This window comes from Sphingomonas sp. CROZ-RG-20F-R02-07, from assembly GCF_022662335.1.
Taxonomy (GTDB): domain Bacteria; phylum Pseudomonadota; class Alphaproteobacteria; order Sphingomonadales; family Sphingomonadaceae; genus Sphingomonas.
Genome location: NZ_JAKNQJ010000006.1, coordinates 157,251 through 172,643, shown reverse-complemented (window position 1 = coordinate 172,643; position 15,393 = coordinate 157,251). Strand labels below are relative to the sequence as shown.

The following is a 15,393-nucleotide window of genomic DNA, read 5'->3' as shown; positions in this document are numbered from 1 at the left end:
GCGGTCAGAAGATCCCCAGGAATTTCTTGCGCGGCATCGCCTTGGACGGCGTGCCGTTGCCGGCGTCGGGAAGCGGACCGCCCTTGGTCGTCCGCTGCGCGCTGGCATGCGCGGCGGCGAGCACCGGGCCGCAGGCCGCCGCCTTGGCGTTGCCCACATCAACGAAGGCGAGCACCGCCGCCACCGGCGTCGCCAGCAGCCCGAGCCCGATCGCGGTGCCCGCGCGGCCGACGAGTTCGGGGCTGACGACGTCGATCGACGGCTTCGAGAAATAGCCGCCCAGCCCGATCGGCGATTGACCCGAGAACAGGCTGAACTTCTTGCCGTCCGCGCGAAACGCCATATCCATCTTCTCGGTGGCGAAGCTGAATCCGCCGCGGCCGAATATCACGTTCTTCTCGGTATCGATCAGGATCGGGTCCGCCGCCGCGGTGCCGTGGCGGACGGTGAAGGCGATCGCGCCGCAGTTGATCTTGACCGGCTGCTTCAATTTGTCCTGGAACATCTTCTGCACGAAGGTGCCGATGTCGAGCTCGGCGAGCTGGACGTTGCGCGTCCAGAAACTGCCCTGCGGCATGGTGAAGGCGATCCGGCCGTTCGCGGTCGAAAGCGAATCATGCACCGTGTCGCCATCGCCCTCCAGCCGGATCCGGCCCTTGATCGTGCCCGTCGTTCCCGCCTCCGCCACGCCGAAGCCGCCGAGCAGCCGGCCCATCGGCGTGGGCGCGAGACGGATGTCGTAGCTGGTATGCGCCGGGCGGCGCTGCGCATCGATCATGATATCGGCGGCGACATTGCCGCGCGCCATGGCGAAGCTGAACGGCGAAAGCTGCAGCTCGCTGTTCTTCAGCGCGACGGTCATGTCGATGTTCGAAACCGGCACGTTCTTCGATCGGACGACGCCCACGGTGTAGTGCACATCGGCGTCGAAATTCTTCATCGCGTCCACCGGCAGGGCGCCGTCGGGCAGGACGCGCGCGGGTGCCGCGCCGGTCTGCGCGGCGGCAGCGACCGCGCCCTTGGTGGCGACCACGTCCGGGTTGTAGCCGATGAACGGCGCCAGATCGACGATGTCGAGGCTCTTCGTCGCCAGCGTCGCGTCGATATGGATGCGCGGCTCGACGTCGCGGATCGTGAACTTGCCGGCCATGTCGCTGTCGCCGAACGTGCCGGTCAGGTGGGTGAAGCGATATTCGACGCCCGATTGCACGAGCTGCGCCTTGATCCGATAGGTCCGCGTCTCGGGGATCACCACGCCGATCACATGGAGCAGCTCGTTCAGGTTGCGGCCCCGCGCCTGGACCGCGAGCGGCACGTTCTCGATCTCGGCGATGCTCGGTAGCGTGCCGCTCACATCCACCACGCTGTGCGCCAGATGCGCTTCGGCGCGCAGTTCGTTCTTGCCGCGCGCGACGGTCGCGTCGGGCGAGAGCAGCGCGCCCGTCAGCGTGAACGGCGTCGATCGCACCAGCCCCTTGCCGGTGAAGTGCACCGCATCGCCGATCGTGGCGTTCTGCGATCGGATCGTGTCGATCGACAGATCGGCCAGCACCTTCAGCCGTGAATCGAGATAGCGCACCGTGGTGCCGGTGACGGTGGCGCGGCCGATGATCGGGAATTCGAGCGGCTTGCCGCCCTTGGCCTCGCTGAACGTCCAGCTGTTGCGGTCGTGCGCGGCGTTCCATTCCAGATCGACCGCGCCGTTCGTCAGCGTCAGCCAGTGGAACCGCCGCTTGCCCCAGATCAGCGACAGCGGCGCGATGCGGCTGTCGAGCCGATCCGCCTGGAACAGGTTGGGCCGCGTCGCCCAGGCGGGGTTGGACAGCGAGAAGCCCTCGGCCAGGAACTTGATCGCGAAGGGATCGAAATAGAGCTGGAAATCGCCGCGTACGGTGACGGTGCGGTGGGTGAGCGAACCGACGATCCGCTCGAAGCTGTGCTTCAGGAACCGCCCCTTGGTGATGTAGAGCACCAGCCAGATCGCGGCGAACAGCGCGACGATCCCGATCAGGATGCGCAACCCGATGCGGCGCCAGCGGCGGCGGCGGGGTGCCACGGGCACGGGATCGGCGATGTCGTTACGCGGTACGGTCATGCCTGCGTATCGCACGGGCCGCAGGCTGGTTCCAGCACGGTTGATTTACACCGGGGCAGCGGCTATGCGGCCCGCTTCCTCGATGCACCCCCGTCGAACGAATCGCCCGGCCAGTGTGGGCTGCCGCGGCGATTTCAGGGGATGGTCGTCCAACCGAAAGGACCAAAATGCCCAAGCTGAAGACGAAGAGCGGCGTCAAGAAACGCTTCAAGCTCACCGCCACTGGCCTGCTCAAGCACGGCGTCGCCGGCAAGCGCCACCGCCTGGCACACCACAACGGCAAGTATATCCGCCAGAACCGCGGCACCAAGGTGCTGTCGAAGGCCGACACGGCCGCTGTGAAGGCCTGGGCGCCTTACGGCCTGCGCTGAGCTTTAGAAGGATTTAGACCATGGCACGCGTCAAACGGGGTGTAACCACCCGCGCCAAGCACAAGAAGATTCTCGAACAGGCGAAGGGCTATTATGGCCGTCGCAAGAACACGATCCGCATCGCGCGCCAGGCCGTCGAAAAGGCCGGCCAATATGCGTATCGCGACCGCAAGGTCAAAAAGCGCACGTTCCGCGGCCTGTGGATCCAGCGCATCAACGCCGGCGTCCGCGCCGAGGGCCTGACCTATTCGCAGTTCATGCACGGGCTGAAGCTCGCCGGCGTCGAACTCGACCGGAAGGTGCTCGCCGACATCGCGATGCACGAGGAGGCCGCGTTTTCGGCGATCATCGCGCAGGCGAAGCATGCGCTGAGCCAGGTCGAAGCGGCGGCTCTGCCCCAGGCCGCCTGAGGCGATCCGCAGCGAACGCGAAACGGGGCGCGGGTGGCTAGGCCATCCGCGCCCTTTTCGTTATCGGCGACCAAACGCCCGAGGAAATCATGATCGAACTCGACCAGATGCGCGAGCACATGCTCGCCGCCGTGCAGGCCGCCCCCGGGCTCGACGCACTCGATGCGGTGCGCGTCGAGGCGCTCGGCAAGCAGGGCCGCGTGACCCAGTTGCTGAAGACGCTGGGCGGCATGGCGCCCGAGGAGCGGCAGGTGCAGGGCCCGGCGATCAACGGCCTGCGCGAGGCCGTGACCGCGGCGATCGCGGAACGCAGGGCGGCGCTCGAGGCCGCCGCGCTCGACGCACGCCTCGCCGCCGAAACGCTCGACATGACGCTGCCGGTCGATGCGCCGTCCGCGGGCACGGTGCACCCGGTCAGCCAGGTGATGGACGAGCTGGCGGAGATCTTCGCCGATCTGGGCTTCGCGGTCGCGACGGGCCCGGAGATCGAGGACGACTGGCACAATTTCACCGCGCTCAACATCCCCGAGAGCCACCCCGCGCGGGCGATGCACGACACCTTTTATTGCGAGCCGCAGGCGGGAACGGCTGACGACACGGCGCGCGACGGGCAAAGCCCGTCGTCGAACGGCGAGCCTGGCTCGCCGTCGGCCGTGCTCGCGTCTGGCGACGCTGCGCGGATGCTGCTGCGGACGCACACCTCGCCCGTGCAGATCCGCACGATGCTGAGCCAGAAGCCGCCCATCCGCATCATCGCGCCCGGCCGCACCTATCGCTCCGACAGCGACGCCACCCACACGCCGATGTTCCACCAGGTGGAGGGGCTGGTGATCGACAAGGGGATCACGCTCGGCCATCTGAAATGGACGCTGGAGACGTTCCTGAAGGCCTATTTCGAGCGCGACGACATCGTGCTGCGGCTGCGGCCGAGCTATTTCCCCTTCACCGAACCCTCGGCGGAGGTCGATGTCGGCTATACGCTGGTGAAGGGCAAGCGCGTGATCGGCGGCAGCGGCGATGCGGCGGACGGCGGCTGGATGGAGGTGCTGGGCAGCGGCATGGTGCACCCCCGGGTGATCGCCGCCTGCGGGCTCGATCCCGCGGAATGGCAGGGCTTCGCCTTTGGCTGCGGGATCGATCGGCTGGCAATGCTGAAATACGGCATGGACGACCTGCGCGCCTTTTTCGACGGCGATATCCGCTGGCTGAAACATTATGGTTTCTCGTCGCTCGACGTGCCCACGCTGAGCGGAGGAGTAGGCGCATGAAGTTCACGCTCGGCTGGCTGAAGGCGCATCTCGAGACCGACGCCGATCTCGCCACCCTCGTCGAGGCGCTCACCCGTGTCGGCCTCGAGGTGGAGGGCGTCGAGAATCCGGGCGAGAAGCTCGCGGCGTTCACGGTCGCGCGCGTGCTGAGCGCCGAACGCCACCCGCAGGCGGACAAGCTGCAGGTGCTCTCGGTCGACGCCGGAAACGGGCCGCTCCAGGTCGTGTGCGGCGCGCCCAATGCGCGCGCCGGGCTGGTGGGGGTGTTCGGGGCGCCCGGCGCCTATGTCCCCGGCCTCGACGTGACGCTGAAGGTGGCGAGCATCCGCGGCGTCGAATCGAACGGCATGATGTGTTCGACGCGCGAGCTGGAGCTGGGCGACGACCATGACGGGATCATCGAGCTGCCCGCCGATGCGCCCGTCGGCACGCCCTATCCCGATTATGCCGGCCTCACCGATCCGGTGATTGACGTGAGCATCACGCCGAACCGGCAGGATTGCATGGGCGTGCGCGGCATCGCGCGCGATCTGGCGGCGGCGGGGCTCGGCACGCTGAAGCCGCTGTCGCTGCCCCCCGTGGATGGCGACGGCCCCGCGCCCGATCTGCGCACTGACGATCCGGCGGGCTGCCCCGCCTTTTTCGGCCAATCGGTCGCCGGCGTCACCAATGGCGAATCGCCCGAATGGATGCGCCGCCGGCTCATCGCGATCGGACAGAAGCCGATCTCCGCACTGGTCGACATCACCAATTACGTGATGATCGATCTCGGCCGGCCGCTCCACGTCTATGACCGCGCGAAGCTGTCGGGCGGCCTGGTCGCGCGCAAGGCGCGGCCCGGCGAGCAGGTCCAGGCCCTCAACGGCCGCACCTATACGCTCACCCCCGCGATGACCGTGATCGCGGACGGCGTGCAGGTGCACGACATCGGCGGGATCATGGGCGGCGCGCATTCCGGCGTCAGCCACGACACGACCGACGTGCTGATCGAATGCGCCTATTTCGATCCCGACCATATCGCGCGCACCGGACAGGCGCTGACGCTGACGAGCGATGCGCGCAGCCGCTTCGAACGCGGCGTCGATCCCGCCTTTCTCGATACCGGCCTGTCGATCGCGACCCGGCTGGTGCTCGAGATCTGCGGCGGCACGCCCAGCGCGATCACCCGCTCGGGCGAGGCGCCCGTCGCGCCGCGCACCATTATCTATGATCCCCGGCTCTGCGCCGATCTGGGTGGCCTCTATGTCGCGCCGGAGCGGCAGGCGCGGATCCTGCTGTCGCTCGGCTTCACGGTCGGCGCGATCCGAAGCGCGGACGCGTTCAGCGACGCGCTGTTCGCAACGATCGAAGGCGCCTGGCCGGTGAACGTGCCGAGCTGGCGCCGCGACGTCGACGGGCCCGCCGATCTGGTCGAGGAGGTGATCCGGATCGAGGGGATCGCCAAGGTCGCCTCCGTCCCCCTGCCCCGCACGCCCGGCGTCGCGCGCCCGACCGCCACGCCCGAACAGCGCGTCGAGCGCCGCGTGCGCCGCGCCGCCGCGGCGCGCGGGCTGAACGAGGCGGTGACGTGGAGCTTCGTGTCGGATGCCGAGGCCGCGCCGTTCGGCGGCGGCACGTGGCGGCTGGCCAATCCGATCAGCGAAGAGCTGCGCGTGATGCGTCCGTCGCTGCTGCCCGGCCTGCTCGCCGCCGCCGCGCGCAACGCCAGGCGCGGCACGACGAGCCTGCGCCTGTTCGAGATCGGCCGCCGCTATCTGGCGGATGCCGAGCGGCCGACGCTGGGCGTGGTGCTGGCGGGCGAGCGCCGCGCGCGCGGCTGGCGCGAGGGCAAGGCGACGTTCGACGCCTATGATGCCAAGGCAGAGGCGATCGCGCTGCTCGCCGCGGCGGGCGCGCCGGTCGACAATCTGCAGGTGGTGGGCCCCGAAGCGGCGGGTGCCGATTCGGCGTGGCATCCCGGCCAGTCGGGCACGCTGCGGCTAGGGCCGAAGACCGTGCTCGCCGCGTTCGGCATGCTCCACCCGCGCGTGCTGAAGGCGTTCGATCTCGACGGCGCGGTCGCGGCGGTCGAACTGTATCTCGACGCGTTGCCGGCCAAGCGTGGCGGCAAGGATGGAGCGGGGGGCTTCATGCGCCCCGCCTATGCGCCGCCCGCGCTCCAGCCCGTCCGCCGCGATTTTGCGTTCCTGGTGCCCGAAGGCCTTGCCGCCGACGCGCTGGTGCGCGCGGTGAAGGGCGCGGACAAGGCCGCGATCGTGGCCGCACGCGTGTTTGACCGGTTCGCGCGCGACGGCGAGACCTCGCTCGGGATCGAGATCGTCCTGCAACCGGGCGACAAGAGCTTTACCGAGGCCGAACTGAAGGCGGTGGCGGACAAGGTGGTCGCCGCCGCCGCCAAATTGGGAGCGAGCTTACGTGGCTGATCCGCAGATGATCGAAATCGCGAGCGCCGAATTGTCGGCAGCGATCAACAGCTATGGCGCCGAACTGACGCATCTGCGCGATGCGCAGGGCCGCGCGCTGATGACCGATGCGGACCCGGCCTTCTGGACCGGCCATGCGCCGATCCTGTTTCCCGCGATCGGCGTCACCAATGGCGGCGTGATCCGGCTGGGCGGCACCGAATATCCGATGCCCAAGCACGGGTTCGCACGCCATTCGCTGTTCGACGTGGTGTCGCAGGATGCCGCATCGGTCACCTTGCGCCTCACCGACAGTGAGCAGACACGCGCCAACTATCCGTTCCCGTTCGCGCTCGATCTCACCTATCGGATCGAAGGCGCGACGATCACGCTGGCGGCGGCGATCACCAACCGCGGCGACGCGCCGATGCCCGCGCAATTCGGCTTCCATCCCGCCTTCGCCTGGCCGCTGCCTTATGGCCGGGCGCGCGACGCGCACCGCATCCTGTTCGAACGCGACGAGCCCGCCCGGCTGCGCGAGATCGCGCCCGACGGGCTGATCGCGGCCGAGACCCGCGCCTCGCCGCTCGACGGCCGCACGCTGCACCTGGCCGATGCGCTGTTCGAACATGACGCGCTGGTGTGGGATCCGATCGAATCGCAGTCGGTCGTCTATGGCGCCGCCGATGGCCCCACGCTCCACATCGCCTTTCCCGACACGCCGCGGCTGGGCGTGTGGACCAAGCCCGGCGCGCATTTCGTCTGCGTCGAGCCATGGCACGGCATCGCCGATCCCGAGGGCTTCACCGGCGATTTCCGCGCGAAGCCCGGCGTGTTCGAAGTGGCGGCGGGCGAGACGATGCGGATCGGCATGAGCGTCACGCTGGTGCCCTGACGCGCGGCGCCGCCCCCCTTCCCGTTCGCGTCGCGCGCCGTCGTTCGGAACGAGGCGGGGCAGGACTTTCCCGCTCGTTCTCCTCCTGACCGGACATCACGATGACATCCCCCCGCCGCACCTTCGCGATCATCTCGCACCCCGACGCCGGCAAGACGACGCTGACCGAAAAGCTGCTCTATTTCGGCGGCGCGATCCATCTGGCGGGCGAGGTGAAGGCCCGCGGCCAGACGCGGCGGGCGCGGAGCGACTGGATGAAGATCGAGCAGCAGCGCGGCATCTCGGTCACCTCGTCGGTGATGACGTTCGAACGCCAGGGCATCACCTTCAACCTGCTCGACACGCCGGGGCACGAGGATTTCTCCGAAGACACCTATCGCACGCTGACCGCGGTCGATTCGGCGGTGATGGTGATCGACGCGGCCAAGGGGATCGAGCCGCAGACGCGCAAGCTGTTCGAGGTGTGCCGCCTGCGCAACGTGCCGATCATCACCTTCGTCAACAAGGTGGACCGCGAGGGCCGCAGCGGCTTCGAACTGCTCGACGAGGTGGCCGAGATGCTGCAGCTCGACGTGTGCCCGATGAGCTGGCCGGTCGGCATGGGCGGCGAATTCGAGGGCGTGTACGACCTCTATGCCAACACGCTGAGCCGGCCCGAGGGCGGCAGCCGCGAATTTCTCGGCACGCCGCTGGCGTTCGACGGGCTCGACGATCCCAAGCTCGCCGATGTGCTGAGCGCGGACGGGCTCGTAAAGCTGGTCGAGGAGGCCGAGCTGGCGCAGGGCGCCTATTCCGCCTTCGATGCCGAGGCCTATCGCGGCGGCGACCTGACGCCGGTCTATTTCGGCTCGGCGCTCAAGGATTTCGGCGTGGCCGAGCTGATCGCGGCGCTCGCCGACTTCGCGCCGCCGCCGCGCGCGCAGCCCGCCGAACCCGCACCCGTCTCGCCCGACGAGGCCGAGGTGACCGGCTTCGTGTTCAAGGTGCAGGCCAATATGGACCCCAACCACCGCGACCGGATCGCGTTCATGCGGCTGTGTTCGGGCATCTTCAAGCGCGGCATGAAGCTTACCCCCACCGGGCACGGCAAGCCGATCGCGGTGCATTCGCCGATCCTGTTCTTCGCGCAGAATCGCGAGCTGGCGGACGAGGCGTTTCCGGGCGACATCATCGGCATCCCCAATCACGGCACGCTGCGGGTGGGCGACACGCTCAGCGAACGCGCCGCGGTGCGCTTCACCGGCCTGCCCAATTTCGCGCCCGAGATCCTGCGCCGCGTGGTGCTGAAGGATTTCACCAAGACCAAGCAGTTGCGCAAGGCGCTGGACGACATGGCCGAAGAGGGCGTGACCCAGGTCTTCTATCCCGAAATCGGCTCGAACTGGATCATCGGCGTGGTCGGTCAGTTGCAGCTCGAGGTGCTGCTGTCGCGGCTCGACGCCGAATATAAGGTGGCCGCCGCTTTGGAGCCCGCCCCGTTCGACACCGCGCGCTGGGTGTCGGCGGAGGATCCGGCCGATCTCAAGAATTTCACCGATCTCAACCGGTCTTCGATGGCGAAGGATCGCGACGCCAACCCGGTGTTCCTAGCCAAGAGCGCGTGGGACGTCGGCTATGCGGCGGACCGCTATCCCAAGGTGCGTTTCGCGGCCACGCGGGAACGCTGACGCGCTCTTCCGCCGGCATGGCCGGCACAGTGGAAAAATCCTGCGTTCCGCGCTATGTGGCGATGATGCCCGCCGCCACCGCCCTCATGCCCATCCCCGGGCACATCGATCCCGTGCCCGTCCCGCGCGCCCTCGTGCCGCGTGCCGATGGGCGGATCGACCTGCTCGGCCTGTCGCTCGACGATCTGCGCATGGCGCTCGAGACGTCGCAGCTCGAGCCCAAACAGGCCAAGCTGCGCGCCAAGCAGCTCTGGCACTGGATCTACAACCGGGGCGCGACGCAATTCTCGGCGATGACCGATATCGCCAAGGCGATGCACCCCTGGCTCGAACAGCGCTTCGTCATCAGCCGCCCGCAGGTGGTGGAGGCGCAGGTGTCGAGCGACGGCACGCGCAAATGGCTGCTGCGTTCGGACGATGCGCAGGATTACGAGATGGTCTTCATCCCCGATGCGGACCGCGGCACGCTGTGCGTGTCGAGTCAGGTGGGCTGCACGCTCAACTGCACCTTCTGCCACACCGGCACGATGCGCCTCGTCCGCAACCTGACCGCGGCCGAGATCGTCGGCCAGGTGATGCTCGCCCGCGACGGCCTGGGCGAATGGCCAAGCCATCCCGAGGGGCGGATGCTGACCAACATCGTGATGATGGGCATGGGCGAGCCGCTCTACAATTTCGACAATGTCCGCGACGCGCTGAAGCTGGTGATGGACGGCGCCGGGCTCGCGCTGTCGCGCCGGCGGATCACGCTCAGCACCAGCGGCGTCGTGCCGATGATGGCGCGTGCGGGTGCCGAAATCGGGGTGAACCTCGCCGTCTCGCTGCATGCCGTGACGAAGGAAGTGCGCGACGAGATCGTGCCGCTCAACCGCAAATATGGCATCGAGGAGCTGCTCCAGGCGTGCGCCGATTACCCCGGCACCAACAACGCCCGGCGAATCACGTTCGAATATGTCATGCTGCGCGACAAGAACGACAGCGACGCCGATGCGCACGAGCTCGTCCGGCTGCTGCGCAAATACAAGCTGCCGGCCAAGGTGAACCTGATCCCCTTCAACCCCTGGCCCGGCGCGCCCTATCAATGCTCCACGCCCGAGCGCGTGCGGCGGTTTTCGGACATCGTGTTCGAGGCGGGCATCTCCGCACCGGTACGCACCCCGCGCGGGCGCGACATCGATGCGGCGTGCGGCCAGTTGAAGACCGCCTCCGAAAAGATCAGCCGCGCGGCGCGCGATGCGCAGGCGCAATCCGAACAGTCGGTGCCGGCCTGATTCACGCGGCCGCTCCCCATGGCTGATCCGGGCACGATCGCGCTGGCGGCGGGCGCGGGGCTGATCGGCGGCGCGATGAACGCGCTGGCGGGGGGCGGCACGTTCGCGACGATCCCGGCGCTCACGCTCGGCATGGGCCTCGATGCGCGGTTCGCCAACGCAACCAGCAACGTGGCGCTGATGCCGGGCGCCGCCACCAGCGCCTGGGCGTTCCGCGACGAACTCGGGCCTGTCGCCGGCGTGTCCATCCGACTGCTCTCGGCCATCACCTTCGTTGGCGGGCTGATCGGCAGCGTGCTTCTCTACGCGACGCCCAGCGGCCTGTTCGACGTCATCATTCCCTGGCTGTTGCTGATGGCGTTTCTCGTGATCGCGTTCGGCGGCCGGGCGTCGGCATGGCTTCACGCGCGCGTCACGCTCGGGCCGCGCACGCTCGTCGCGGCGCAATCGCTGCTCGGCGTCTATGGCGGCTATTTCGGTGGTGGCGTGGGGCTGATGACGACCGCCATCTACGGCCTGCTCGCCAACGCCACCCCGCGCGCGCTGTTCGCGCCGCGCACGCTGATGCTGGCGGTGGCCAATTTCGCCGCGGCGATCGTGTTCGCGGCGACCGGACTGGTGCGCTGGACGGCGTGCCTGCCGATGCTGGTCGGGGCGGTGGTCGGCGGATGGGCGGGCGCGCATCTCGGCCGCCGTCTCTCGCCGCGCGCGATCCGCTGGTGGACGCTGATCGTGACGGGCGCCACGACCATCGTCTTCTTCCGCCGCGCCTACGGGCTCTGAGGGAAACGAGGCCGGGCCGCGGGCATGCTCCCCGCGGCCCGGCCCTGGGCTCAGGCGCTGACCGCTTCGGCCTTCGCGTTCACCTGGCTGGTCGCCAGATCGGTCAGCTTGTCGTCGGTCGCATATTCCTCGTCGAGCGTTTCCTTCAGGATCGCGGCGATGTCGTCGCGGCCCATCTGCTTGGCCCAGGTAATCATCGTGCCGTAGCGCGTGATCTCGTAATGCTCGACCGCCTGCGCCGAGGCGATCAGCGCCGCATCGAGCACCGCCTTGTCGGCGATGTCGCCGGCCACCTCGTTGGCCTCCTTGATGATGCCGTCGATCGCCGGGCAGGTGACCGCCTTGGCTTCCTCGCCGCGGAGCTGGAAGATCTTCTCGAGCCGCTGGATCTGGCCTTCGGTTTCGCGAAGATGCTGCTCGAAGCCCGCCTTCAGCGCCGGGGCCGTCGCCTTTTCGATCATCTTCGGCAGCGCCTTGGTGATCTGGTTCTCGGCATAATAGACGTCCTGGAGCTGGTGGTGGAACAGGTCGTCGAACGTCGCGATGTCCTTGCTGAACAAACCCATGACATGATGTCCTTTCAAGTGGATCGACGGCGCTGCCGTCTGAAGCGGTAACGCGCACGCGCCCTCAGGGTCCCGCCCGCGTTCAAAGAGTTTTTCGGGGGCAGCGCGGGCGGTGGGGTGATGCTGTTATGCAACACCTGGGTCGGGATCGGTATCGCGGTGGAGCCAACGCGCCGAGGGGGCGTTTCGGAACTGAAACATCTTCTGGAGCCCTCGCCTTGCGCCGATCCACCTTCGTCCTGTTCGCCGCGGCCTCCGCCGCCCTTTTCGCCCCCGCCGCCGCCATGGCGCAGGACAGCAGCGCCGGCGGCGGTCAGGCGATCGACCTGAACGCCAACCGCGTCACCGTGGGCGCCGGCGTCGCCACCGTGCCCAGCTATGACGGCTCGCGACACAACGAGATCACCGGCATCGTCCAGGCGCAGGGCGTGTATGACGGCTATGCCTTCGCGGTTGCCGGCACGCAGTTCTCGCTCGATCTCATCCGCAATGCCCCCGGCCCGGTGTGGGACTTCCAGCTCGGACCGGTGGTCAGCCTCAATTTCAACCGGGTGAGCCGCATCGACGATGCCCGCGTCGAGGCGCTCGGCAAGAAGAAGCTCGCGGTGGAACTCGGCGGCTTCGTGGGCATCGGCAAGACCGGCGTCATCACCAGCCCCTATGACAAGCTGTCGGTCAACGTCACCTATGTCCATGACGTGACCAACATCTACGACAGCTATGTCGTCACCCCGACGATCAACTACGGCACGCCGCTCAGCACCAAGGCCTATGTCGCGCTGTCGGGCAGCGCGAACTATGCCGGCCGCGGTTACGCGCAGAGCTATTTCGGCGTCGATGCGTTCGGTTCGGCGCGCTCGGGCCTGCCCGTGTTCAACGCCAACAAGGGCTGGAAGAACTATAACCTCACCGCGCTCGGCAATTATTCGATCACCGGCACGCTGCTCCACGGTCTGTCGGTCGTCGGCGGCGTCTCCTATTCGCATCTGATGAACGATTTCGCGGCGAGCCCGCTCGTCAGCATCGAGGGCAGCCGCAACAATTGGTACGGCGCGCTGGGCCTGGCCTACACCTTCTGATTTTTCCGCCGCCGCCGACGCGGCGCGTGGATTTCGAAAATAAGTTCGACCCGTCATGCATCCGCATGGCGGGTCGATGCGTATCTGCGCAGGATGATCGGTCCCCGCCCTGTCCCCGCATCGCTTTGCGGCATGGGCATTCGTGTTTTCTCCAAGTAATCGTAGATGTTTTTCAAGTATCTAGCTGCATCTCCTGCTTGCAACATATTGAAATTCAACTAGTCTGCGACTCACAACGAAATCCCAGAGGGAGGTTGCCAGTATGTCCGACAGTCAGAAACTGATCGAGGCCTTTGACGCGCGCGTCGAACGGCGGAACGATCGCCGCGCTTTCTTCACTACCGCGCTAGGCGCCGCGGCCGTTGGCGCGGGTGCTTTCGCCTTCGCCAGTGCGGCATCCGCCCAGTCGGCGGCGAACATCGGCGCGCAGCAGGATCTCGACATCCTGAATTTCGCGCTGAATCTCGAATATCTCGAGGCGAATTTCTATTCCTATGCGGTGTTCGGCACCCCTATCGCCGCGTCGATGACGACGGGCACGGGCACGAACGGCTATACCACGTCGGCGACCTACAATGCCGGCGCGCGTGCGGTGAACTTCCAGGATCCGGTCGTTGCGGCCTATGCCAAGGAAATCGCGCAGGACGAGATCAACCACGTCAACTTCCTGCGCTCGGCGCTTACCTCGGCCGCCGTCGCGCAACCGACGATCGACGTCGGTATCACGCCGACCGGCGCGTTCAGCACGGCTGCGCGTGCAGCCAAGCTCATCCCGGATGCGGGCACCGGCAACACCCAGACGAGCTTCTTCGACGTCTACGCATCGGACGACAATTTCCTGCTCGGTGCGTTCATCTTCGAAGACGTCGGCGTCACCGCCTATAAGGGCGCTTCGCCGCTGATCTCCAATGCCACCTATCTGTCGGCCGCAGCCGGCATCCTGGCGGTGGAGGCCTATCACGCCTCGTTGGTCCGTACCGTCCTGTACGCACGTGGCACCAGCAGCGGCGGCACGGCGATCCCGGCGGCCTATGGTGGCGGCACCTATCCGGCGCGCACCCCCATCCCCGCGCTCATCACGAGCGCCACGGCGATTTCGGACGCACGCGACAGCCTGGATGGATCGAGCGACGACGACCAGGGCATCGCCAGCTCCACGATCAACGGTGCCAACGCGACCAACATCGTGCCGACGGACTCCAATGGTCTGGCCTATAGCCGCACGCCCGGCTCGGTGCTGAACATCGTCTACCTGTCCAAGGCGGCCATTACCGCAGGCGGGTTTTTCCCGAACGGCGTGAACGGCAACATCAAGACCAGCACGCTGCAGTCGTAAGCCCTTGCATTCGGGAGAGATCCGATGACCGATACGAACACGATGATGGAAATCATGGCGGCGACCGAGAAGCGTCGCGCCGAACGCCGCACCTTTCTGAAATATGCCGGCGGCGCCACCGCCGCGGTCGGCGGCCTGTCGCTGCTCGCCGCCTGCGGTGACGACAACAATCCGACGCCGACCCCCACGCCCACCCCGACGGCGACCGCCACCACGGCGCAGGTCGATATCGACGTGCTGAACTTCGCGCTGAACCTCGAATATCTCGAGGCAAGCTTCTACTCCTTTGCGGTGTACGGCACCGGCCTGTCGTCGGCGAGCATCTCGGGCACGGGCACGGTCGGCACCGTGACCGGCGGCCGCGCGGTGACGTTCACCGATCCGATCGTGGCGGCCTATGCCCGCGAAATCGCGGCGGACGAGGTGGCGCACGTCAATTTCCTTCGTTCCGCGCTCGGTTCGGCCGCCGTCTCGCTGCCGTCGATCAACATCGATGGCAGCACCTCCTCCGGCGCCTTCAGCCAGGCGGCGCTGGCGGCCAAGATCATCGGCCCGGGGAGCCCCAACCCGAACGCGACCACCTTCGATCCCTATGCGTCGGACGAAAGCTTCCTGCTCGGCGCGTTCATCTTCGAGGACGTCGGCGTCAGCGCGTACAAGGGTGCCGCCCCGCTGCTGGTGAACAAGACCTATACCGAGGCCGCCGCCGGCATCCTCGCAGTCGAGGCCTATCACGCCGGCCTGATCCGCACCGTGCTGTACCGCAAGGGGCTCACCGTCCCCGCGCTCGTCACCTATGCCAACAAGATCAGCGACGTCCGCGACGCCGTCGACGGATCGAGCGACGACGATCAGGGCATCACCAATGCGGACGGCTCGGCCAACATCGTGCCGACCGATTCGAACAGCATCGTGTTCGGCCGCACGACCAGCCAGGTGCTGCACATCGTCTATCTGAACGCCGCCATCTCCAGTTCGGGCGGGTTCTTCCCGAACGGCCTGAACGGCAACATCGTGGCGAGCACGGCGAACACCTGATCGCCCCGCCACCGCGTTCGAGACGAGCCGCGCGATCCCGGGATCGCGCGGCTCTTTTTCGTTGGCGTGGGCGCGGTCGCGCGCTTATGCTCCGACCATCCCCGGGGGAGCGCTTCGATCCGCGCTTGAGAATTGGGCAGGAGCCCATGACCCGCTGAACCTGATCCGGTTGACACCGGCGGAGGGAGGGAGCGGTTCCGGCTCCCGCCGCC

13 protein-coding genes and 1 riboswitch are annotated in these 15,393 nt (G+C 67.4%); of the genes, 11 read left to right on the top strand and 2 right to left on the bottom strand.

The window, feature by feature from the left end; genetic code table 11:
• Window positions 1–4: 4 nt before the first annotated feature.
• Complete coding sequence (locus tag L8H00_RS11415; RefSeq protein ID WP_242097448.1) at window positions 5–2,095, bottom strand: AsmA family protein; 2,091 nt, start codon at window positions 2,093–2,095, stop codon at window positions 5–7.
• Between the two features lie 167 nt (window positions 2,096–2,262).
• Between L8H00_RS11415 and rpmI the strand changes: the two genes are divergently transcribed.
• The 8 genes from rpmI (at window position 2,263) to L8H00_RS11375 (ending at window position 11,162) form a co-directional block, all read left to right on the top strand.
• Entirely contained in the window at window positions 2,263–2,466 is a 204-nt protein-coding gene (rpmI, locus tag L8H00_RS11410; RefSeq protein WP_242097447.1) for a 50S ribosomal protein L35, read from the top strand.
• 20 nt (window positions 2,467–2,486) lie between these two features.
• Complete coding sequence (gene rplT, locus L8H00_RS11405) at window positions 2,487–2,876, top strand: 50S ribosomal protein L20 (protein WP_242097446.1); 390 nt, start codon at window positions 2,487–2,489, stop codon at window positions 2,874–2,876.
• 89 nt (window positions 2,877–2,965) lie between these two features.
• Entirely contained in the window at window positions 2,966–4,144 is a 1,179-nt protein-coding gene (gene pheS, locus L8H00_RS11400; protein ID WP_242097445.1) for a phenylalanine--tRNA ligase subunit alpha, read from the top strand.
• Window positions 4,141–6,567 (top strand): phenylalanine--tRNA ligase subunit beta, encoded by a 2,427-nt coding sequence (gene pheT, locus L8H00_RS11395; RefSeq protein ID WP_242097444.1) that lies wholly within the window; start codon window positions 4,141–4,143, stop codon window positions 6,565–6,567. Before pheS ends, pheT begins: the two co-directional genes overlap by 4 nt.
• A complete protein-coding gene (locus L8H00_RS11390; protein WP_242097443.1) occupies window positions 6,560–7,441 on the top strand; it encodes an aldose 1-epimerase family protein in 882 nt (293 codons plus the stop codon). Before pheT ends, L8H00_RS11390 begins: the two co-directional genes overlap by 8 nt.
• Window positions 7,442–7,542: 101 nt before the next feature.
• Window positions 7,543–9,108 carry a peptide chain release factor 3 gene (locus L8H00_RS11385; RefSeq protein WP_242097442.1) on the top strand — a complete coding sequence of 522 codons (1,566 nt, stop codon included), beginning with the start codon at window positions 7,543–7,545 and terminating at the stop codon, window positions 9,106–9,108.
• Between the two features lie 62 nt (window positions 9,109–9,170).
• Window positions 9,171–10,379 (top strand): 23S rRNA (adenine(2503)-C(2))-methyltransferase RlmN, encoded by a 1,209-nt coding sequence (gene rlmN / locus L8H00_RS11380; RefSeq protein WP_242097513.1) that lies wholly within the window; start codon window positions 9,171–9,173, stop codon window positions 10,377–10,379.
• Window positions 10,380–10,397: 18 nt separating this feature from the next.
• Window positions 10,398–11,162, top strand: a complete 765-nt coding sequence (locus L8H00_RS11375; protein ID WP_242097441.1) for a sulfite exporter TauE/SafE family protein — start codon at window positions 10,398–10,400, stop codon at window positions 11,160–11,162.
• Between the two features lie 50 nt (window positions 11,163–11,212).
• On the opposite strand, the gene L8H00_RS11370 is transcribed toward L8H00_RS11375, so the two are convergent.
• Entirely contained in the window at window positions 11,213–11,728 is a 516-nt protein-coding gene (locus L8H00_RS11370; protein WP_242097440.1) for a ferritin-like domain-containing protein, read from the bottom strand.
• Window positions 11,729–11,946: 218 nt separating this feature from the next.
• Here L8H00_RS11370 and L8H00_RS11365 point away from each other — a divergent pair, with 218 nt between their 5' ends.
• The 3 genes from L8H00_RS11365 (at window position 11,947) to L8H00_RS11355 (ending at window position 15,181) form a co-directional block, all read left to right on the top strand.
• Window positions 11,947–12,807, top strand: a complete 861-nt coding sequence (locus L8H00_RS11365; protein WP_242097439.1) for a MipA/OmpV family protein — start codon at window positions 11,947–11,949, stop codon at window positions 12,805–12,807.
• A gap of 262 nt (window positions 12,808–13,069) precedes the next feature.
• Complete coding sequence (locus L8H00_RS11360) at window positions 13,070–14,143, top strand: ferritin-like domain-containing protein (protein WP_242097438.1); 1,074 nt, start codon at window positions 13,070–13,072, stop codon at window positions 14,141–14,143.
• A 24-nt stretch (window positions 14,144–14,167) separates the two neighbouring features.
• Window positions 14,168–15,181 carry a ferritin-like domain-containing protein gene (locus tag L8H00_RS11355; RefSeq protein ID WP_242097437.1) on the top strand — a complete coding sequence of 338 codons (1,014 nt, stop codon included), beginning with the start codon at window positions 14,168–14,170 and terminating at the stop codon, window positions 15,179–15,181.
• A gap of 93 nt (window positions 15,182–15,274) precedes the next feature.
• A riboswitch (TPP riboswitch) is annotated at window positions 15,275–15,385 on the top strand.
• Window positions 15,386–15,393 lie beyond the last annotated feature (8 nt).